The organism is Pseudoglutamicibacter cumminsii, from assembly GCF_003143995.1.
Lineage (GTDB): Bacteria > Actinomycetota > Actinomycetes > Actinomycetales > Micrococcaceae > Pseudoglutamicibacter > Pseudoglutamicibacter cumminsii_B.
This window is the reverse complement of record NZ_QFWG01000005.1, coordinates 24,831-45,033: the sequence shown is the minus strand read 5'-3', so window position 1 is coordinate 45,033 and position 20,203 is coordinate 24,831. Positions and strand designations below refer to the sequence as shown.

The following is a 20,203-nucleotide window of genomic DNA, read 5'->3' as shown; positions in this document are numbered from 1 at the left end:
ATAGCCTCTACCGACCTTCCGTTGCCAACGGCTCGACAATGGTTTTATCCCTTGACCTCGAAAGAATACTTCCGAGAAACGAGCACCGAGACCAAAGTAATCAGACACATCACAATCAGATAGATCACAATCGGCAGCGGTGAATCATATTTGAGCAATAGTGCTGTCGCGATCATCGGAGCAATGCCTCCGGCGAAAACAGAGGCCACCTCATGTGCAATTGAAATCGCCGAATAACGAACCTCTGCCGGGAAGAGTTCATGGAAGAGCGAGGGTTGGGTGCCAATCATGGCCCCGTGACAGACACACAACGCAAGAACGAAGCCCAACAACATTAGCGGCACTGAGCCGGTCTCAATGAGCGAAAAGAAAGGAGCCGCAACAACTATCATCCCTACCGCGCCGAAAGCGTATACACGTCGCCGACCGACCACGTCTGACAAGTGCCCGAAGAAAACGAAGGAGAAGAAAGACAGCGTCATGGTGATCGCCAGCATTAACAAGAGCAAGCTATCGTCAACCCCAACGTGCTTGCCATAGACAACTGAGAAGGTCATAAAGATGTACGAGCCGCCGTTTTCCGCAATGCGCATACCCATCGCGGCAAACATTTGCCCTGGGAAACGGCGAAAAGCTTCAACCATTGGGATCCGCTCGTTATCAACAGCTACAGTTTCAGCCTCATCAGCAGTTTCTTCAGGCAGACTCCTGCGAATATAAAGGCCAACAATAAGCAGAACGATGCTGAACAAGAACGGAAGGCGCCAGCCCCATGTTAAGAATTGTTCTTCCGGCAGCTGCTTGACCGCATAGAAAGCGAGTGCCGATGTTACGAATCCGAGGCTCACACCGCTCTGGCTAAAGGCTGCGAGCATCCCGCGACGTTTTTGGGAAGAGTTCTCGCTAATTAGAAGTACCGCACCTCCCCATTCCCCGCCGGCGGCGATTCCTTGCGCGACACGAAGCAACACCAAGATGATGGGAGCCGCGATACCGATGGATGCATAAGTCGGCAACAGCCCCATCGCGGTAGACGCCAACCCCATGACCACAAGCGTGATGATCAACGAGGTTTTTCGTGAGACCTTGTCGCCAATATGCCCAAAAATCACACCACCCAGGGGTCGAGCAACAAAGCCCACTGCTAGTCCGGCATACGCTCCGAGGGCTCCCACTAATGGGTCTGTACCTGCCGGGAACATAAGGACGTTGAACACGACCGCCGAAGCTGTGGCGTAGAGGAAGAAGTCATACCACTCAAGTGAGTTACCAATAAGGGAAGCAACAACGTATTTGGTGGCACTGGCCTGGCGAGGTTCAGCTTGCGGCGAGGTTTGGGCCGCAGTCATTACTTGTTTGCTCATGAGTAACGACTACTTTCTATGAAACGGGCTCTCTTGTCCCACGATTGTTTTCTCCTCGAACCGCTTCCGACTATCAGTGTTTGCGGATTCGGGTTAACGGATAAAGACTCCGAACGAGTTATGACTGTTGTGTTTGCGAGAAGCCAATCAGGCTTTCGATGAGGTTGACTGCGCTCTTGCCTCGTTCGATCCAGTCGAGCACTCGATGCCCCAGCCGAGGTCCCGGGAATTGGGAGAGCCGGAGTGTGTATTCCACTCCTCCTTCTGGGCTTTGCACAGGGAAAACCATGGAGCCGATCCTGTAGGCAGTGTGCGGGTCGATGTCACGGAGCTCGTAATCTACGGAAGAGTTGAAGATTGTCTCCCGAACTCGGCGCTCCTCAGCTGGCGTCATACGGCCTTGCGCGTACTGGCGTGTGGCTTCGTTGACGTCGTCATATGCCGCTTCATTGTCGTCAGGCAAGAAAGCGACCAGATAACCGTGCCGGCGGACAAAATCCATCCGCTGCCGGAACACGTCCTTAGTTTCATCACTGACTCCCCGCGCTTTAGCGATCCACCGCTCCTGTTCACTCTCAGGTTGCGCATACATATAGGTATCGCCGATGGGAGGGACGATCGGAAGACGCCGCCCAACCCCTCCTGATCGGTCAACTCCGGGGCCGGTAGCGGAGAGCACCTGGGCGAATTCATCACGACTTACAGCGCGGTAGAGAGTCACCTGACAACCGATTCCGCTTGCTAACCCTTCGAGGATGCCTCGGGTCGGTTCAACTTCTGCAACGAGATCAGAAAATTCCTTATCGGTACGTGCAGCGAGCGTGGTGCTTAGGAAGCCTCCATAGCCTCCTTGAAAAAACAACAGTGGCGAACCTGCGTTTACGATGGCGAGGTCCAATACTCTGCACAGAACGATCCAATGATCGCCCGCTTCAACGATATTGTCGGTTTCCACATCAACCCAAGCAACGCTTCCGGCCAAGACGGGATTGCCAGCGGGCGACCGAAATGCTTCCAAACCGCGGTACTTATTTTCCCAGCGGCTTGCAATAGTCGTGACTAGATCTTCCTGTTCTTCGCCCAGGATGTTGATGCACATCGTTTTCAGATGCCGCAACTTCTCAAATGTCTTCGAAGTCTTCATCGGCATGAAAGAAACAAGCGGCGGCTCAAGCGAAACGGAACTGAACGTCCCCACAACAAGTGCCAGTTCTTCACCATCTTCAGCGATCCCCGTTACGACAGCTACGCCAGTCGGATAATGACCCATCACATCGCGGAAAGCGAGCGGATCAATCGAGGGATTCTCTTCCTGAGTCACAATAAGGTCCTTTCCCACTGTCTCGGCCCTAGTCGTTCCGTTCCAAGCCAACAGCGGTACGCGAGGTCAAGGGAGAGCAATTCGACTCAACGCCACAACATGGTGACGCAAGCCACATCGTATTCACACATACTGCAAGTTAGCCAACCCTTTCTTTCACCCATAGAGGGGAAACCTTTACTTTCAAATAGAGAGCAACTCACCCAGAATTGTGACCAGAGACACATCTATTGCCAGTAACGTTACGGAGAACCGCGAGGAAACTAAGCCGTGAAACCCACACCTGTATCTTCAATCGCTGAACGAGTACGCGTAGTCCAGAGTGACGCAGCGAAAGCTCAGCAATTCGTTGCGGACGATCTCGCTACAGTCAAGGCGCGAGAGGAAGATCTTCAAGCGTGGGTCCTGATTGACGAGAACGCCCCGCAAACAGTTGGCCCTACCCCCGCTGGCCCGCTTGCTGGTGTGTCTGTAGGGGTTAAGGACCTCATCGACGTCGCTGGCATGCCTACCCGCAGTGGCTCAACTACTACTAGTCCCGAGAACAAACTTTCATCGGCTCCGTGCATAGAACTTTTGGAAAGCCTTGGCGCGACCGTGCTTGGGAAAACCACTACAACTGAGTTTGGATTCTTCAAACCATCAAAAACGCGCAACCCGATTAATGGCAATCACACACCCGGAGGATCTTCAAGCGGGTCAGCGGCTGCCGTTGGAGGCAAGACACTGCCGTTGGCACTTGGCACACAGACGGCAGGTTCTGTAACGCGACCGGCATCATACTGTGGTGCAGCGGCGTTTGTCTTCGCACGACAAGATGTCAACCTAGAAGGCGTGGATGGCATGGCTAAATCGCTCGATAGCCTCGGCTTCCTAGCTCAGACCACTGAAGATCTCAATATCGCTGTTGCTGCTTTCTTAAATCGACCCCTCACCTTAACCACCGGTGATGTCACCGTTTTGCTTTGGCCTGGCTCTGATATCGCTGAAATCAGCCCCGCCATGACCGGTGCTATCAATAACGCAGCTAACCTTCTGACAGAAACCGGGCTAGAGTACTGCTCTTTCGAGCTGACCGATCATGTCGCTACCCTGACTCAGGACCACCCTGTGATCATGGCTTATGAGGCCTACGAAAAACACGGCCGTTTGCTAAACGAACGGCCTGAGGATCTCAGCCCTCAATTCCGCGAATTACTGATAACGGGCAAGGGCCTAAGCCAAGAGCAGTATGACAGTGCTTTATCACGCACCCAGCGCACCGATGAACTCTTCCGATCACTTCTCAAACCCGGCACCGTCATCATGGGGCCTGCAGCCCAGGATGCTGCACCTTATGGACAGGAAAGCACAGGAGATCCGGTTTTGAGCCGCCCGTGGCAGGCTCTCGGTTACCCTGTCTTGACAGTCCCGGGCGCCCGCAACGCCACCGGCATGCCACTAGGGATCCAACTCATAGGTCCGCCGGGTACCGAAGCTGAGCTATTCACAGTCGGGAAAACACTCGAAGAAAAACTCACGGAGCAACACGGAGGGAATGAGTCGCTATGACGAACACTTCTACAGAGCCGGTACGCAAATCCCCACGTCCGATCAACCACGCTCGAACGTTCCTCACTTGCTATGAGGACACTTTCAACTACGGGTGGCACCACGTCGATCTTTTTGTTCACGACGAGTACGGTCGTGAAGTGAATTGGGTCCACTGGACAGTGCAAGCCGACGGACCGGAAGCAGCGGACGAATCTGTACGCCGCGAGGAACCTTCTCTACGTCGACTGACACCATGGCAACACCACGTCAGCGCTTTCGGCATGAACTATTGGACTGCCGATGCCGCCTTTGACGAAGACGGAGACAAAGCCCCCGATGCCGTCTAATTCTCCCTCTGACAAAATGTTTGAAGGCTCGAGAGACGCCGGCTGTGCGGTCACCGAAGAAGACGTTGCAGTCTTCGTAGTTGATGATGATCCAGCTGTGCGTGAATCTGCCGAATGGCTTCTCGGCAGTATCGGTATATCCCCGACGCTATGCGCAAGCGCTAACGACCTGCTAAACGCTTACGATGGTAGCGCCCCGGCATGCATCATCCTCGATGTACGCATGCCGCACATGAGCGGCCCAAAACTGCAGCAAGAGCTCAATAAGATAGCACCTCATGCCGTTGTCATTTTTGTGTCTGCCCACGGCGACATTCCGCTATCTGTCTCGGTACTTCGCGAAGGGGCTTCTGATTTCCTCGAGAAGCCATACAATCCACAAGAATTGTTGGAACGAGTTCAGGCTTCCATCCCGCTGGCTTGCGAGCGTTTCAACGATCACGCTTTACAGCAGGACGTTGCAGATCGAGTCCAAATCCTGACCCCACGCGAGCGCGAAATCTTATCCTTGGTGATCGATGGGGTCCCCAGCAAGAACATCGCTCGTAAGCTTGGCCTAAGCACCAAGACTGTTGATGTTCACCGCGCGCGCATCACGCACAAAACTGGGTCGACAACCATCCAGACGTTGATTCGCGATATTCTACGAGCAAACCTGGAAGCGTCGGTCAGCCCGCCAACCAGCTGAAATCGTATATATAGAACAAAAGTGTGGGTCCAGCCGTCTTCCGGCTGGACCCACACTTTTCTGATTATTGTCTAGTCTGCGAGAACCTAGTCCCAATCAAGTTCTAATTTCGGCGTCTTGCTACGTGAAACACAGATCGCCATGAGTTCGCCGCTTTCTTTCTCGCTCTTCGTCAGGACATTGTCCCGGTGCTCTGGCTCGCCACAGAGAACTTGCATAATGCATGTTCCACAGATGCCTTCTTCGCAGGAAGTTTCGACATCAACACCATGTTCTTCAAGGACGGATACGATGCTGCGATCCGCAGGGATTTCATATTCTTCACCTTCAAGCTCAACCACGAAGGCTGAGTTCTCAGAAGCACCCGGTTGTTCCTGCGCCTTGAAGTTCTCCAGATGCACGCAACTCTCACCTACGCGCGGCTCAGCGATCCCAACGACTTTATCCATGAAGCCTTCCGGACCACAGACATAGACGTGCCCACCTTCAGGTGCTTGTTCGATGGCATCTTTAATCACCGCATCCTGGTCAGTACGAGCCATTCCGAGATGAGCGCTAAGCTTCTCAGGGCAACGATCCGTCAGTAACGGTAAGAAGCTCGCCTCTTCCTCGCTACGCGCGAAATAGTGAAGATGGAACGGGATATCGTGGACATCCATATAACGAGCCATGCTCAACATCGGCGTGATACCGATGCCCGCGGCTATCAATATGTGGAATGACGCATCTTCCGCAATATTGAGAAGATTACGCGGTTCACTAATTCGCAAGGTGTCGCCCACTTTGAGAGAGTGCAACGCCTCAGAACCCCCACGAGACTGTTCTTCCCGTTTTACTGCGATTGCAAAGCTATCGCCAGCTTCTGGTGTGCTGAAAAGGGAATACTGGCGTGTGATTGCCGTAGGACCCTCAACATCAATATGCGCTCCTGGAACGTATGGACCCAGCGGCGTTCCGTCTCCCCGTTCCAACCAAAAAGATTTGACGTTCGGGGCTTCGTCCACGATTTTTGTAACCTTAACGTCAATCAACGCCACTTGTTACTCCTCATACTCTCATTCTCGAACTGGCTGCGGCACTTGCAGATCATCGGACGTAGAGACCACCGTTAATGTCCCAGGAGGCGCCTGTAACAAAGTAGGCATCTTCGGAAGCCAACAATGCAATCGTTTGGCCGATGAAGTCCGGACTACCCAACCTTCCGACTGGGATCGATGAGATCACACCTTCTAGTTTGTCTTCTGGAACGGTTTTATAAACGATCGGAAGATCATGAGGTCCCGGAACAATCTGGTTGACAGTCACGCCGTGCGCCGCGTATTGCTTTGCAAAGATCTTCGTGATCGTCCCGATCGCTCCTTTTGACGCCGCATAGTGCACCCCGGTCGCGGTACCTCCATTCAGGCCAGCAAGTGAACCCATGTTTACGATCCTGCCGTAGCCAGATTCGGCCATAGCTTGACCGATCACCTGACACCCGAAGAAGACCGAATCCGTATTGATACGGACCACGCGATCGAAGTCCTCTTGCGAAATGGTCAACGGGTCAGCTGTTTGGGTCACTGCAGCATTGTTGACCAGAACAGTAGGTGTTCCCCAGCGTTCTCTACACAGGGCGAGCACCTCTTCTGCTTCGGACTTTTGCGAAGCGTCCTGTTGCAAAGCCCATGCCGTTTTCCCTTGAGGGCAAAGTTCCTCTGCAATGTCCTGGATGCCCTCTTCGTTGATATCGGTCAGCAAGACTTTCATGCCTTGAGCATGAAGTACGCGGGAAATACTTCGTCCCATGCCGCCGCCTGCCCCTGTGACAATGGCAATCTGGTCCCTGGTTACTTCATCACGTGCCATGGTTCCCCTTAGACGAGATACCCAGAGGCGCTCACCGCGTCTTCGCTGTCGATGAGCCGCACAACCTTGAGCTTAATTTTCGCGTCATCGCCCTCCAGTACAATTCGGTGCTCGACATCAGCACCGAGCGTGGTGAAGCTCTCTCGCTTGAACGCGTTAATGATCTGGGCTGACCGCACCGTCACCTCGTTTTCTGAGATCTCTTTGACAGTAAAACGTGACAGCACACGAACTGTGCGAGCTGCAGCTACGGCAGAGGGAGAGAAGCCTTGGACGAGCCGCTCAACACGAAGTTTACGCATCCTTTGATCGTCGTAAATCATGTTGAGAGACGTCTCAAAGTCCGCAGTTTCAGGGTCAATTGGAACTACGTAAATAGCATCGTCAGTGAAGAGCTGCTGCCACGCTTCATAGTGCTTATCATCGAGCAAAGTAGCTTCCTGCCAGATGAGCTCAATGGCTCGTTGGACCCGCGGATCGTTCAGGATCGAGTTAGTCATTCTGCATCATCTTCTTCCACATTGCGTAGGACTCACGCATACCTGTCTCATCAGTGACGTGAGAGGTTGGCCATCCTTCTTCGCTCAAGGTCTCACGCTCTTCACCACGGTTGACCATGATTGGCATCTTTGGGTTGCCGCGTGCACCGATCTGCACTCGATCCCAACCTTCTGCATCGTCGGGGCTACCGAACCCGAATGGGCCTTGGAAGTGTTCATGGATGCGAAGGCGTTCACGGTTGATATTCTCCGGCCCCCCGTCCATACCAATGGCCATGTGCCAAATCTCTGTTTCGTCGACCGAGATTGGAATCAGCACGCGGAAGAACGACGAGGACATCGCGACGTTTGGGAACGTGTTTAGGTTGAAACCGGATCCGTGCATCGAACGCATGTAACGACGGATACGCTCTGGGCTTTCACCCGCTGCCTCAAGCTCATCGACCAGATGCTGGAAGCGTGGCTGGATCTCTTCGGTACCATCATCGACATCGAGATCAGCGTGGTCTGACGCCATGATGGCCACACTGTGTCCGTTTCCTAGAGCATGAGTCACCGAACGCGGATCATCCATGAAAGACATCATGTTCGCAGTTTCAGCATCGACGGACGCCATCCAGGACTTATGCACCATCGGGAAGTGATAACCGTCAGTGGTGTTTTCGAGCTGGATCTTCCAATTTCCCTTGAAACGGAACTTGTGAGTACCGATCACCTTTGCCGGAAAACCATTCGTCTGCTTGAAGAAGCGTTCCATCCAGATCTTGGCATCACCCAAGAAGTCTTCAAGTGGTTCAGCATCCTCGTTGAAGGTCGCCCAAATCATCCCCAGATAGCTCTCGGTACGCAGCTTCTGGAGCGGGAAGTCCTTTTTGTCTATGACACCTTCGTAGCCGTCGGGGTACGGGATTCCACGCAACCGCCCGTCAAGGGTGTAAGACCAGTTGTGGTACGGGCAGGTAAAACCGTTCGCTTTTCCTGAACGCTGATCGCACACCGTAGCTCCACGATGGCGGCAACGGTTCAGCAATGTGTTGAAGTTCCCCTTGCGGTCACGGGAAACAATTACTGGCTGATCGCCAACATAAGTCGTTTTAAACGATCCTTTTTCTGGGATTTCACTTTCATGGGCAACCCATACCCAGGTGCGGTAGAAGATGCGTTCCATCTCTGCCTTGAAGATCTCCGGGTCAGTGTAGAGCTGCCCAGCTACCCGATCTTCACCAACAAGCGATGCATAATCGGTCGTCACAGCTTCAACGTTCTCCACTTTTTCCTCCTTCAAATAACTGTTGTCTTAGTTGACGTCGTCACGGATGGTGAGTTCTCGACCCATTCGTGCTTCTACCTTGAAATACCGCCACAAGGCGTGCTCTCCAACCTGGATCGTGCGTAAAAGATTGCACGCGTCTTTGACTGAGTCTGCTGATTCAGCATCGGCCATTACATAGAAGGTCCACGGCCATGTCGATGACGGGCCAACCATGAACGAGTCGTCGTCAAAAGTCCCGATGACTTTGATTCCTTCTGTCTTGCTGATTTCGCTCAACAACTGCTGGGTTGCTTCCCAAACTGGACCGATCTCGGCCTTAGGCAGATCAAAAAAATTTTGGTTATTTCCAAAACAAAATAGGACTCGCATAGTTATGTCTAACCTCACATCCGATTAGTTCTTTACGGGAAGCTTGGAATCGGCGCATCAAATCCCAAAAGCAGCGCGCCAGCTGCTTGATACGTGTTCGCCTGTAGCATCGCGTGTTGCGCGGGAACCAGGCCGTCTTGTAGAAAGCGTTGAAGAGGATGCGTGTTATAGATCGCCCCTGTGCCTGAGAGGTCGAAAGCAGCAAGGATAACCTCACGTGCTTCATGAGCCGCATGGGTCGTTGCTAGCCTCAGTTCGGTCACCGCCTCTTGGCTAACCTCATTACCCGCTAGTACGTCTGACCAGACTTTCTCCGTCGTGCTGAAGAAGTAGGCCCGTGCTGCCCCTAGACGAGCTTCAGCGCGCGCAAAACTGTCTTGGAAAGTTGGACGTTCGCCCTTCGCCGTCCCACCTGCAATCGACGTTTTCGCCGCACCGCTTTCGCGGCAGAAATCCAATGCTCCGCGAGCAGCACCCAACGTCACGACAGAGAGTACTTGCGCAGCATAGGCCAGCGAAGGATAACGGTACAGGGGCTCATCAATCTGTGGATCTCCGCCGCGGATAAAAGTCATTGACGTAGGAACGAACTGTTCGTCAACCTTGATTGCGTGCGAACCAGTTGCACGCATACCAGCAACGTCCCAGTTCTCCACGATCTCAACATCAGCGGGATTGAGTAGGGCTGTGAGCGGTCGACCATGAGACTGCGGTCCGCCCTTTAGCCCTACGCCGACGATGTCGGCGCCTTTGCAGCCGCTAGCGAACTGCCAAACCCCCGTAACACGGTAGCCTCCGGCTTCGTTCTCTGCTTCCTGCATAGGGAACAAGCCACCGGCGTAGCAAACATCTGGTCCATTTGCGTAAATCTTCGCTTGGGTTTCCTCAGGCAAAGCGGCTAAGTAAACCAACGACGACCCAAAGCTGGCTACCCATCCGGTCGCCGGATCCACACTCGAGATACGTTCAATGCGACGCATAAAGTCAGCTGGAGCCATTGGCTCCCCACCGAACCGCTCAGGTGTCGACGCTCGATAAATCCCTGCCTTTTTCAGCAGACGAATGAAATCTTTAGGAACATAGCCCTGCTCAGAAAATTCATTGCGCCGCTGTTCAAGAACCTTCAGGGCATACTCAAACGCCGCTTCGCGTGCTTCACCCGCAGGTTCGGCGACTCGGGTATCGATTAGGAAATCGTTCGGCATCCTGCTGACTCCGTTCCTTCGAAAGAGACCTAGCTCACATTGGCTCGTTGACCTCCACGTTATGGAACAAGCAATGAGACCAACAGTGGGATGTTCTATCTATCGTGTAAAGGCATCCCCTATAGGGCACACAAAGCAAAGCTGATAGATATCAAAAAGGACCGCACTTTGGAGGGCAGATGCTGCCGACTGACCGAGATTTTCGAACCATGGCCCAGGCGAACAGGACTGGCATCTTAGTCCATGATGCGAAGACCAAGGCCATCCTGTGGGCAAACGAGGCAGCGTGCGCAATTTTTGGATTCACGCTCGAGGAACTACTTCCTCTCAAGGCTCATCATATGAGCAGCCCCGAAAAGAGTTTCCGCCGCGCTATCGGTGTCGGCTGGCTCCAGGAAGCCGTTGACAAGGGCTCATCACGACGTCAGTGGAAATATCTCAGCAAAGACGGACGCCCTTTCCTGACAGACGCCGAAGCGACAGCGGTAGAGTTCGAATCCGGCACTGTGATCATGGTGCAGTTCAATATTTTGAACGAGTCTGATGGCGAGACCGCCACCCCTGATCTGTCTAGCGCTTCGGTCAATCGCGTGCTTGCGCTTACAGGTGCAACAACTATCGTCCTAGATAGTGCCTATCGAATCGATCACTGTTCGCCTACGGCTATTGAGGTCCTGGGGCAACCTGAAGATCGCCTGATAGGGCAAAAGATATGGGAAATAGGTGAATGCACCCCCAATATCGAGCTAGAAAGCGTTCAGCGCGATATTGAACAGTCTGAGGCGCCCCTCGGGCTATATATCCGTAGCGAGACAGCCAACGGCGAAGAGAAGTATCTGAAGGGTTTCCTAGAGAATCACGAACATGACGGACTCGTATCCAAACTTGTAATTCTAAGAGACTGGACCGCTTCGAAAAGGCTTGAAGAAGAACGTGAATACCACCGAGCCGAGCTGCACTATCAGAGCCGCTATAAGGCTATGGGTGACATGGCTCTGCTACTGGCACACGAACTAGGCCAGCCTCTGTCCGCGGCCCGTAACTACGCAACAGCTCTCCCCTACCGCTTACCGACAAATCAGCCGCTACATGACGTACGCAATGGACTGCACCACATCGAAAAACAACTTGAGCGCGCATCAAGCATCGTCGCCTCAGCCAGGAACTATGTCAAGCGCATCGAAAGTAGCGTCTCTAGAGCTGATTTCAACAGCATCGCAGAAGAGAGCCTCTTCTTTGTGCGCCTCAAAGCCCGAGATCTGAACATCGCTGTGCATGTCGACCTGGCTAAGGAACCGTTGCCAGTTGAGGTCGATAAGACCCTCATAGGACAGGTCATCCTGAACCTATGCTTCAACGCGATCGAAGAGGTTTCCCACCCTGCAGTTCAAAGGAAAGCGATCACGATCAGCACCGGCACCCGGGACTCCACTGTCTGGTGTGAGGTCGGAGATTACGGCCGGGGCCTCAAACGGAATGCCGAGGACAGTCTCGCCCGCGGCGCATTTAGTGCAAAGGACGGTGGCGCCGGCATCGGGCTTATCGTCTCAGAGCAGATTATGGACCGCCACCAAGGTTGCATCACTTACGCACTTCGAGATCCCCAAGGCACCATCGCACGCATGGAACTTCCTCGAACACTCAATGGTTCGAAGTGATAGAACCGATCCCTGTAGAAAGGAACCGACGCATGTCTATTGAAGAACGCTTGGCTGAGCTAGAGGCAAAGGTCTCCGAGCTCAATGCCGAACAGGAGATTCGAAAGATTCAAGCTCGCTACATGATGCTCTGCGACACCCCTTGTCCGGACCCTCATGTCTCCAACGATGCCGAACGCATCGACAGAATCATGGAACTCTACACCGAAGATGCCACATGGGAAGGTGTCGGTGAATACTATGAAGGGCAGTTCGGGCTAGCTCAAGGCCACGCTGAAATTCGAGCTCATTTTGAACGCTTCTGGTCTCCAGAGAATTCGCCTGCACTGTGCCTTAATGCGCATTACCTGACCACCGAGCGGATCACCGTAAACGGCAGCACGGCTGAAGCACACTGGATCCATATGCAGCCATGGCTTTATGCAGACGGCAAAGCCTTGCTGCGTTCTTCTCGACTCTTTAACGCATTTCGATTTGAACAAGGTCAGTGGAAAATTACACGGACCCGCACCGAAAACGTCTTCGTTGCTCCACTTCCCAGAAATTTCGCCAGCAACTACGCAAACTATTCCGTGCTTATGACCGAGGCTCCATCTTCAAGTGAATGAGCCTCCAGAAATTTTCCTCGTAACCAAAAACAGTGGGGGCGGTCACAGTTTTCGGTGACCGCCCCCACTGATGCCATCAGTAGATCAAGCAGTCTTCTGCAACTTAGCAGCAAGCTTTTCTGGACGTAGGAAAAGAATGCACATCACCCCACCGATCAGCAGGAAAATGCCAGTGATAGTCAAGGCTTGATGCATACCTGTTGCCATGGCTTCCACCATCGGTTCTGGTACTGGAGCGCCCTTTTGCGGCGGCTCGTATCCTGCCTTATCCATGAGCCACCCAACCAATGTTGGTGAGAAAATTGCGCCAACCGAAGCCACCCCACCCAACGTTGCCATGAGAATCGGGCGCTGCTTCGGCCCCACAGCAAATCCAATAGCCGAGGCAGTCATTGGGTAAATCAAACTAAAGCCGGCACCGATAGTAAGGAACGCAATAGCTCCAACACCGCTAGAAGTCTGCACCAGCAAGAAAGCAACGCCAGCGATCAGCGCTGAAATACCAAAAGGCATAGCAATCGACTGGTGAACGTTGCGCCCACGCTTCATCATCTTGTGTCCCATTAACCCGAGGACCAACAGAACAGCAGCACCAAGCATCCAAGGCAACATCGTGACTGTGCCGACCTGGGGCAGGTCGAGACCAACTACACCATTGAGGTACTGCGGTAGCCACGTCGTCAAGAATCCCTGCACGAAGAAGTTCGAGGCTCCTCCGATAACTGCAGCAACGAAGGTCAAGCTGAGCAGGGCTTTCCAAATCGAAACTGGCGCTTGCGCATCGATGTCCTTCGTTTCAACCTCGCCATCTGTTGAGCTCAGTTCTTTGGCTTTTTCCATATTCGTCGTCGAGTACGGACCGTCTTTCGCCATGACCGCCCAGGCAATGAGCCACGCAACGCCAACAATCCCGAGGATTCCGAAAGCCCAACGCCACCCCCATCCGACAATGATCAACGTTAGAACCGGAGCGGCGACGACTGGTCCCAAAGTCGATCCGACTGCGACCATGTTAGACGGAAGAGCACGCTGTTCAGGCTTGAACCAGCCGTGTACAGAAGTCAGTGACATCGCTGTCGCAGGACCCTCGCCAGCACCCAAGATGATGCGGGAGATCAATAGCACCATAGCTCCGCCGCCAAGCCACATCGGGAACTGGGTCACAGCCCAAATCACCCCGAGCACAAAAATAATCCATTTTGCCGAGTACCGCGAGGCCGCAATGCCGGCGACAACGGATGCAATCGCATAGAGGAAGAAGAAAGCACTTCCGATAAATCCAAACTGGACAGAAGTAATGCCTAGATCTGGAATCGCATACGGCGCTACAAGACCCAAAACAGCTTTGTCTGCGAATGCAATGATTTGAAATATCACCAGCAAAATAGTGATGAGCCATGCGCGGCCACTCACTTTACGCCCATTGTGTGGGGCGTGAGTCTGCATAATGTGTGGATTTAGTTTTCCCATTGTTTGTCCCTCATGGTCCGGGATGCTGAGCAACGTGCGGAAATGAAGTCCGCATGAATCAAAACCTACGGATCCGTGATTTATGTCACAATCAGGAAAATCTTTAGACCAATGAACACAAACAACTTGGAGCTCGGCAGCTTCTTGGTGACAAGACCAACTTCAATCGCCGCTAACACAGTACGACTAGTTTTACTAGCCCTCCATTACCTACGGCCCGGCCGAGCGCCACATCGAAGGCTAGCTCCCCCGCTACCGCGCGTTAAACGTTTGGTCCCGCACACCATTCAGTGTGCGGGACCAAAACGTTTATGTGGAGGGTGTGAGCGTCACGGCTTGAGCGGAGCGTTCACCACAACCCGTCCTTAGCCTGGGTAGACCTCGCGGAGCAGGCGAGCTGCCTCGGATGGGGTCTTACCAACCTTGACGCCAGCGGCTTCGAGGGCTTCCTTCTTAGCCTGTGCGGTACCGGAGGAGCCGGAAACGATAGCGCCTGCGTGGCCCATCGTCTTGCCCTCTGGGGCGGTGAAGCCTGCAACGTAGCCGACAACTGGCTTGGTTACGTTCGCCTTGATGAACTCTGCGGCGCGCTCTTCAGCGTCACCACCGATTTCACCGATCATAACGATAGCCTTGGTGTCTGGGTCGTTCTCGAACGCTTCGAGGGCGTCGATGTGGGTCGTGCCGATGACTGGGTCGCCACCGATACCGATTGCGGTGGTGAAGCCGAGGTCACGCAGCTCGTACATCATCTGGTAGGTGAGGGTACCGGACTTCGATACCAGGCCAACGCCACCTGCGCCGGTGATGTTGGCCGGGGTGATGCCGACGAGCGCCTCACCTGGGGTGATGATGCCTGGGCAGTTAGGGCCGATGATGCGGGTCTTCGGCTTACCGTCTTCGCCCAGCTTGGTCAGGGAGAGGTTGTAGAACTCTGCGGTGTCCTGTACCGGGATGCCCTCGGTGATCACGACGAGCAGACCGATTTCAGCCTCGATGGCTTCCTCAGCTGCGTCCTTGCAGAATGCCGGTGGAACGAATGCGATAGAGACGTCCGCGCCGGTTGCTTCCATTGCTTCCTTGACGGTGCCGTAAACGGTGATTTCCTTGTCACCGTGGGTCACGACCTGGCCGGCCTTGCGAGCGTTAACACCGCCGACGATGTTGGTGCCTGCGGCGAGCATGCGTGCGGTGTGCTTTGCGCCCTCGGAGCCGGTGATGCCCTGGACGATGACCTTGGAGTCCTTGTTAATGAAGATCGACATGAGTTTTCTCAGTTCCCTTTTCTCAGGCGTTGGCCAGCTCGGCTGCCTTGTCGGCGCCTTCGTCCATGCCCGTGGCCATGGTCACGAGCGGGTGGTTAGCCTCCGACAGGATGCGGCGGCCTTCTTCAACGTTGTTACCGTCCAGGCGGACAACCAGTGGCTTGGTTGCCTTGTCGCCCAGGATTTCGAGGGCCTTGACGATACCGGATGCGACGGCGTCGCACGCGGTGATGCCGCCGAAGACGTTGACGAACACGGACTTGACCTGTTCGTCGTTGAGGATCACATCGAGGCCGTTTGCCATGACCTCTGCGGAGGCGCCGCCACCGATGTCGAGGAAGTTAGCTGGCTTCATGCCGCCGTGGTTTTCGCCTGCGTAGGCGACGACGTCGAGGGTCGACATCACGAGGCCGGCACCGTTACCGATGATGCCTACCTGGCCGTCGAGCTTGACGTAGTTGAGGCCGAGTTCCTTGGCCTTTGCTTCGAGTGGATCTTCAGCCTTCTCGTCGACGAGGTCGGCGTGCTCTGGCTGGCGGAACTCTGCGTTGTCGTCGAGGGAGACCTTGCCGTCGAGCGCGACGATGTTGCCGTCGGCGTCGGAGACGAGTGGGTTGACCTCAACGAGGGTTGCGTCTTCCTTGACGAAGACGTCCCAGAGCTTCTGGATGACTGGAACAACCTTGGCGCCGGTTTCGGCGTCGAAGTTGGCCTTCTCTACGATTTCCTTTGCCTTGGCTTCGTCGATGCCCACGGTTGGATCGACTGGAACCTTGGCGAGAGCTTCTGGGCGCTCGACTGCGAGCTGCTCGATTTCCATACCGCCTTCAACCGAGCACATTGCGAGGTAGTTGCGGTTTGCGCGGTCGAGCAGGATCGAGAAGTAGTATTCGGAGGCGATGTTTGCGCCCTGGGCGATCATCACGCGGTGGACGGTGTGACCCTTGATGTCCATGCCCAGGATTGCCTTGGCGTGCTCGTAGGCTTCGTCGGCGTTCTTTGCGACCTTGACGCCGCCAGCCTTACCTCGGCCACCCACCTTGACCTGAGCCTTGACGACGGTTACGCCGCCCATCTTTTCGGCTGCGGCCTTGGCTTCCTCAGGGGTGGTCGCGACTGTGCCGGCGAGCACGGGTACGCCGTGCTTTTCGAACAGGTCGCGCGCCTGGTATTCAAACAGGTCCACGGTGTTGTCCTCTTCCTATAAGAAGTGTGTTTTGGCATCAGCTCGTGGTCTGTGGTGGATTCCAGAGCCGATGGTGCAAGACCAGCTGGTCTTGCTTGGCGCTACGGCGTGCGCCACCACTCTTCAGGATACCGCGTGCCGCCCACCTTGTTCAGCCCCACGGTGACGCGGCTCACAAATGGGGTGTGCGGCGGCTTCAGGCTTTGGTGAGTGGCGCGTATCTGAGCAGTAGTCGTTTCTCTCCTGCCCCGTCGAAAACCACGGTCGCGACGGTCTTGGGCCCTTGCCCTGCGACTGCTTTGACGGTGCCGTTTCCGAACGTCGCATGGACGACTGAATCCCCTGGCGCGAGGTTGAGGATTTCGCCGTCTCCGGAAGGGTTAGCGCCCGATGCGGCACGCGGCTCGAATGGTCGCCCGGAGTTGGTCACGGAAGGGCCTGAACCGGCATGGTTTCCGCTTGATACAGGGCCGGTGCGCAGGGTGTGAGGTTCGGGGTCTCCGGCCATGCGGCCGCGGTTTCGGCCCGCGCCTGGCACGGCCCAAGTCTCCGTGGCTGAGCCCCAGCGGTTGGCATAGCGGCTGTTTGCGAAGCCCGTTCCGCCGACCGGGGTTCGGGTGCTGCCTTCGCGCTGCCAGTCGAGCAGTTCGTCTGGGATTTCTTCGAGGAATTGGCTCGCCGGATTGTATTGAGCCTGGCCCCACATCGAACGGTATTCGGCGCGCGTAACATAGAGCCTTTGCCGGGCACGGGTGATGCCGACGTACGCGAGACGGCGCTCTTCTTCGAGCTCCTTGGGGTCCATGAGGGAGCGTTGGTGCGGGAAGATCCCGTGTTCCATACCGGTCAGGAACACGACCGGGAATTCGAGGCCCTTCGCGGTGTGCAGGGTCATGAGGGTGACCTGCCCTTCCGCGGCGGCGAGCGCGGCGCCCTCCGAGTCGTCAGGCTGATCCGGGATCGAGTCAGCGTCGGCAACCAAAGAGACCTGCTCTAGGAACTCCGCGAGCCCGTCTTCTGGGTTTTCCTTTTCGAAGTCGCGGATCACTGCAACGAGTTCCGCGAGGTTTTCCACGCGGGATTCGTCTTGCGGATCGGACGAGAGCCGCAGGGTCTGGAGGTAGCCGGTCTGTTCAAGCACGGCCTCAAGCGCCGCGGTTGGGCCCGAGCCTTCTGCGACCGTGATGAGCTGCTGCATCATCTCGGTGAAGGCCCGCACCTGGTTGAGCGAGCGCGTCGCGATGCCAGGCGCTTCGTCGGCACGCAATAGGGCGTCCCAGAACGGGATGCGGTCGCGTTCGGCGAGCGCCGCAACGGCCCCTTCCGCACGGTCGCCGATGCCTCGCTTGGGTTCGTTGAGGATGCGGCGCAGTGAGATGTCGTCCGCAGTGTTGACGAGGACGCGCAGGTAGGCGATCGCATCGCGGATCTCTTTACGGTCATAGAACCGCGTGCCACCGACCACGGTGTAGCGGAGGTCCACGCGCATCAGCTGCTCTTCAATCGAGCGCGACTGCGCGTTGGTGCGGTAGAAGATCGCGACGTCGCCGGGGCGGATGCCTTCTTCGTCGGAAAGCCGTAGGATCTCGTCAGCGATGAACTTCGCTTCGGCCTGCTCGGATTCGGCCGCGTACCCAACGATTTTCTCGCCGTCCCCCATCGCGGTCCACAGCGATTTATCTTGCCGCTGCGAGTTGTGGGAGATCACGGCGTTCGCCGCCCCGAGGATGTTCTGGGTTGAACGGTAGTTCTGTTCCAGCTTGATCGTGACGGCGTCCGGGAAGTCTTCCTCGAAGTCCCGGATGTTGCGGATGTCCGCGCCGCGGAACGCGTAGATCGACTGGTCGGTGTCGCCAACCACCGTCAGCTCCGCACCCTCAACCGGGGAGTCACCCGCGGTGAGCTCGCGGATGAACGCGTACTGGGCGTGGTTGGTGTCCTGATACTCATCAACCAGAATGTGGCGGAAGCGGCGGCGGTAGGAATCGCGGATCTCCGGGAACGCCCGCATCAGATACACGAGCTGCGTGAGCAGGTCATCGAAATCGAACGCGTTGGCCTGCTTGAGCCGCGCCGCATATTCGGTGTAGACCTGCGAAACCGCTTTCTCAAACGGGTTGTTCTGCTGGATCATCCCCGCGTAATCCTCGGGGTCCACAAGTTCGTTCTTGAGCGCGGAAATCTTGTTCTGCAAAGCCTTCGGAGCGAACCGCTTAGGGTCCAGTTCAAAACCCTTCGCGACCATCGTGATCAACCGCAGCGAGTCCTGGGCGTCATAGATGCTGAACGTCGACTTCATGCCCAGCGCCTTCGCTTCGCGCCGCAAGATGCGCACGGCTGTCGAGTGGAACGTCGAGATCCACATGTTCTGGGCGCGCTCCCCCACGATTTGTTCGACGCGTTCCCGCATCTCTGCCGCGGCTTTGTTGGTGAACGTGATCGCGAGGATCTCACCCGGGCGAGCCTCGCCCGTGGCCAGCAGATGCGCGATGCGGTGGGTCAGCACACGCGTCTTACCGGAGCCTGCGCCGGCCACGATGAGTAGCGGCGCACCACGGTGAACAACGGCGGCTTTCTGTTGCGGATTCAAGCCGTCGACGAGCGCGTCAGGTGACACGCGTGAAGCGGGCTGGCGCGCAGGCCGGGTAGCGGAGGAGGAACCGAAAGGATCGAACAAGGCATCCATAGCGCTTCTAGTCTAATGATGCGGACTGAGCCTTCACCCCCGGCGTCGCCCATAATAGAAAGCATGTCCCGTAAACGTCGTCGCCCAAGCCAGTCCCCTGCCCGCAAGAATGCCTCTGCGCCCCAGCGCGCCGCCGCGAGCCAAAGCGCCCATGACGCTGACCCCAACGACACGCGCAACAACATGAGCCCGCGTTCGTTCGTGGTCGCGCTGGTGGTCGCGGCCGCTGTGCTCACGTGGTACTTCCACGGCAACGCCCTGCCTCAGTTACATAAAGCCGTCGGGGCGGTTTTGCCGGATCACTTGTTCTGGTTCGATACCGCAACCGTTGACGGCATCCGCTCGGCGATGACCAAGGACCACCACGTTCTGCTCTCCGGAGCTCATATGTCAGCCGGGATGCTCTTCACCGTCTTCGCGGGTACGGCCGGCGCCGCTGTCACCGCACTCGTCGGCCCGGCAAACAAGGCCATCAAGCGCACCTTGATCTGGGCGTGCATCGCCTTCATTCCAGTGGGCATCGCAAGCCACATCATGATCGATGAGATGCTCTCAGCGTCGGGTGCAACGTTGGTCACCGCGACCGCCGTCGTCGGCCTCATCCGATGGGTGCTGCTCGCGATCATCGCGGTGTGCGTCATCGTGTTGCCTGTCGTCTGGTTCATCACCGAATTCCGCAAACGCTGGAACGACCCAAACTATGATGGCGCAAAGTAAACGCTAGGATAGACAAAGTGTGTTTCGCGCCGGTGCACGAAACGCGCAAGCCTCTGTAGCTCAGATGGATAGAGCGTCCCTCTCCTAAAGGGAAGGCCGTGGGTTCGAATCCCGCCAGGGGCACTGATGACCAAGACGGCTTCGCCGTGAGCCTGGTTCGCACTT

18 protein-coding genes and 1 tRNA gene are annotated in these 20,203 nt (G+C 55.8%); 7 read left to right on the top strand and 12 right to left on the bottom strand.

Going from position 1 to position 20,203, the window contains the following annotated elements; genetic code table 11:
* Nucleotides 1-44: 44 nt before the first annotated feature.
* The gene (locus CAY35_RS05090) at nucleotides 45-1,364 is read right to left on the bottom strand and encodes an MFS transporter (RefSeq protein ID WP_258265639.1); all 1,320 of its coding nucleotides are present in this window, start codon (nucleotides 1,362-1,364) and stop codon (nucleotides 45-47) included.
* Between the two features lie 118 nt (nucleotides 1,365-1,482).
* Entirely contained in the window at nucleotides 1,483-2,685 is a 1,203-nt protein-coding gene (locus CAY35_RS05085) for a flavin reductase family protein (protein WP_219930448.1), read from the bottom strand.
* A gap of 270 nt (nucleotides 2,686-2,955) precedes the next feature.
* On the opposite strand from CAY35_RS05085, the gene CAY35_RS05080 reads away from it, so the two are divergent.
* The 3 genes from CAY35_RS05080 to CAY35_RS05070 are packed head-to-tail and all read left to right on the top strand — an operon-like array spanning nucleotide 2,956 to nucleotide 5,253.
* The gene (locus tag CAY35_RS05080) at nucleotides 2,956-4,236 is read left to right on the top strand and encodes an amidase family protein (protein ID WP_109303606.1); all 1,281 of its coding nucleotides are present in this window, start codon (nucleotides 2,956-2,958) and stop codon (nucleotides 4,234-4,236) included.
* Nucleotides 4,233-4,565, top strand: coding sequence for a hypothetical protein (locus tag CAY35_RS05075; protein WP_109303605.1), 333 nt, complete (start codon nucleotides 4,233-4,235; stop codon nucleotides 4,563-4,565). Before CAY35_RS05080 ends, CAY35_RS05075 begins: the two co-directional genes overlap by 4 nt.
* Nucleotides 4,555-5,253 (top strand): response regulator transcription factor, encoded by a 699-nt coding sequence (locus CAY35_RS05070; RefSeq protein ID WP_219930447.1) that lies wholly within the window; start codon nucleotides 4,555-4,557, stop codon nucleotides 5,251-5,253. The genes CAY35_RS05075 and CAY35_RS05070 overlap by 11 nt, the downstream gene beginning before the upstream one ends.
* A gap of 86 nt (nucleotides 5,254-5,339) precedes the next feature.
* Here CAY35_RS05070 and CAY35_RS05065 read toward each other — a convergent pair whose 3' ends face one another.
* The 6 genes from CAY35_RS05065 to CAY35_RS05040 are packed head-to-tail and all read right to left on the bottom strand — an operon-like array spanning nucleotide 5,340 to nucleotide 10,448.
* Complete coding sequence (locus tag CAY35_RS05065) at nucleotides 5,340-6,290, bottom strand: PDR/VanB family oxidoreductase (protein WP_109303603.1); 951 nt, start codon at nucleotides 6,288-6,290, stop codon at nucleotides 5,340-5,342.
* A 49-nt stretch (nucleotides 6,291-6,339) separates the two neighbouring features.
* Nucleotides 6,340-7,101 carry an SDR family NAD(P)-dependent oxidoreductase gene (locus CAY35_RS05060; protein ID WP_109303602.1) on the bottom strand — a complete coding sequence of 254 codons (762 nt, stop codon included), beginning with the start codon at nucleotides 7,099-7,101 and terminating at the stop codon, nucleotides 6,340-6,342.
* Between the two features lie 8 nt (nucleotides 7,102-7,109).
* Complete coding sequence (locus tag CAY35_RS05055) at nucleotides 7,110-7,601, bottom strand: aromatic-ring-hydroxylating dioxygenase subunit beta (protein WP_109303601.1); 492 nt, start codon at nucleotides 7,599-7,601, stop codon at nucleotides 7,110-7,112.
* On the bottom strand, nucleotides 7,594-8,871 hold the full coding sequence (locus CAY35_RS05050; protein ID WP_109303600.1) for an aromatic ring-hydroxylating oxygenase subunit alpha: 1,278 nt from the start codon (nucleotides 8,869-8,871) through the stop codon (nucleotides 7,594-7,596). The genes CAY35_RS05055 and CAY35_RS05050 overlap by 8 nt, the downstream gene beginning before the upstream one ends.
* Nucleotides 8,872-8,898: 27 nt before the next feature.
* Nucleotides 8,899-9,243 carry a hypothetical protein gene (locus CAY35_RS05045; RefSeq protein ID WP_109303599.1) on the bottom strand — a complete coding sequence of 115 codons (345 nt, stop codon included), beginning with the start codon at nucleotides 9,241-9,243 and terminating at the stop codon, nucleotides 8,899-8,901.
* Nucleotides 9,244-9,275: 32 nt separating this feature from the next.
* Complete coding sequence (locus CAY35_RS05040) at nucleotides 9,276-10,448, bottom strand: acyl-CoA dehydrogenase family protein (protein ID WP_109303598.1); 1,173 nt, start codon at nucleotides 10,446-10,448, stop codon at nucleotides 9,276-9,278.
* A gap of 209 nt (nucleotides 10,449-10,657) precedes the next feature.
* On the opposite strand from CAY35_RS05040, the gene CAY35_RS05035 reads away from it, so the two are divergent.
* Nucleotides 10,658-12,106 (top strand): PAS domain-containing sensor histidine kinase, encoded by a 1,449-nt coding sequence (locus tag CAY35_RS05035; RefSeq protein ID WP_181377496.1) that lies wholly within the window; start codon nucleotides 10,658-10,660, stop codon nucleotides 12,104-12,106.
* Nucleotides 12,107-12,138: 32 nt separating this feature from the next.
* Nucleotides 12,139-12,714 carry a nuclear transport factor 2 family protein gene (locus CAY35_RS05030; RefSeq protein ID WP_109303596.1) on the top strand — a complete coding sequence of 192 codons (576 nt, stop codon included), beginning with the start codon at nucleotides 12,139-12,141 and terminating at the stop codon, nucleotides 12,712-12,714.
* Nucleotides 12,715-12,798: 84 nt separating this feature from the next.
* Here the strand turns inward: CAY35_RS05030 and CAY35_RS05025 are convergent, their stop codons facing one another.
* The 4 genes from CAY35_RS05025 to pcrA all read right to left on the bottom strand — a co-directional run bounded on the left by CAY35_RS05025 (nucleotide 12,799) and on the right by pcrA (nucleotide 19,321).
* Entirely contained in the window at nucleotides 12,799-14,127 is a 1,329-nt protein-coding gene (locus tag CAY35_RS05025; protein ID WP_219930446.1) for an MFS transporter, read from the bottom strand.
* 422 nt (nucleotides 14,128-14,549) lie between these two features.
* Nucleotides 14,550-15,449, bottom strand: a complete 900-nt coding sequence (gene sucD, locus CAY35_RS05020) for a succinate--CoA ligase subunit alpha (protein WP_109303594.1) — start codon at nucleotides 15,447-15,449, stop codon at nucleotides 14,550-14,552.
* 22 nt (nucleotides 15,450-15,471) lie between these two features.
* The gene (sucC, locus tag CAY35_RS05015) at nucleotides 15,472-16,635 is read right to left on the bottom strand and encodes an ADP-forming succinate--CoA ligase subunit beta (RefSeq protein WP_101631004.1); all 1,164 of its coding nucleotides are present in this window, start codon (nucleotides 16,633-16,635) and stop codon (nucleotides 15,472-15,474) included.
* Between the two features lie 196 nt (nucleotides 16,636-16,831).
* Nucleotides 16,832-19,321: a DNA helicase PcrA gene (gene pcrA, locus CAY35_RS05010; RefSeq protein WP_109303593.1), complete on the bottom strand. Its 2,490-nt coding sequence runs from the start codon at nucleotides 19,319-19,321 to the stop codon at nucleotides 16,832-16,834.
* A 63-nt stretch (nucleotides 19,322-19,384) separates the two neighbouring features.
* Between pcrA and CAY35_RS05005 the strand changes: the two genes are divergently transcribed.
* Both CAY35_RS05005 and CAY35_RS05000 read left to right on the top strand, forming a co-directional pair.
* Entirely contained in the window at nucleotides 19,385-20,038 is a 654-nt protein-coding gene (locus tag CAY35_RS05005) for a hypothetical protein (protein WP_109303592.1), read from the top strand.
* Between the two features lie 49 nt (nucleotides 20,039-20,087).
* A tRNA-Arg gene (locus tag CAY35_RS05000) sits at nucleotides 20,088-20,161 on the top strand.
* The last annotated feature ends 42 nt before the right edge of the window (nucleotides 20,162-20,203 follow it).

Bases quoted from the DNA above. Each gene is read 5' to 3' on its own strand.
- CAY35_RS05090 (WP_258265639.1), bottom strand. From the start codon at position 1,364: ATGAGCAAACAAGTAATGACTGCGGCCCAAACCTCGCCGCAAGCTGAA.
- CAY35_RS05075 (WP_109303605.1), top strand. From the start codon at position 4,233: ATGACGAACACTTCTACAGAGCCGGTACGCAAATCCCCACGTCCGATC.
- CAY35_RS05070 (WP_219930447.1), top strand. From the start codon at position 4,555: ATGCCGTCTAATTCTCCCTCTGACAAAATGTTTGAAGGCTCGAGAGAC.
- CAY35_RS05060 (WP_109303602.1), bottom strand. From the start codon at position 7,101: ATGGCACGTGATGAAGTAACCAGGGACCAGATTGCCATTGTCACAGGG.
- CAY35_RS05055 (WP_109303601.1), bottom strand. From the start codon at position 7,601: ATGACTAACTCGATCCTGAACGATCCGCGGGTCCAACGAGCCATTGAG.
- CAY35_RS05045 (WP_109303599.1), bottom strand. From the start codon at position 9,243: ATGCGAGTCCTATTTTGTTTTGGAAATAACCAAAATTTTTTTGATCTG.
- CAY35_RS05040 (WP_109303598.1), bottom strand. From the start codon at position 10,448: ATGCCGAACGATTTCCTAATCGATACCCGAGTCGCCGAACCTGCGGGT.
- CAY35_RS05035 (WP_181377496.1), top strand. From the start codon at position 10,658: ATGGCCCAGGCGAACAGGACTGGCATCTTAGTCCATGATGCGAAGACC.
- CAY35_RS05030 (WP_109303596.1), top strand. From the start codon at position 12,139: ATGTCTATTGAAGAACGCTTGGCTGAGCTAGAGGCAAAGGTCTCCGAG.
- sucD (WP_109303594.1), bottom strand. From the start codon at position 15,449: ATGTCGATCTTCATTAACAAGGACTCCAAGGTCATCGTCCAGGGCATC.
- pcrA (WP_109303593.1), bottom strand. From the start codon at position 19,321: ATGGATGCCTTGTTCGATCCTTTCGGTTCCTCCTCCGCTACCCGGCCT.
- CAY35_RS05005 (WP_109303592.1), top strand. From the start codon at position 19,385: ATGTCCCGTAAACGTCGTCGCCCAAGCCAGTCCCCTGCCCGCAAGAAT.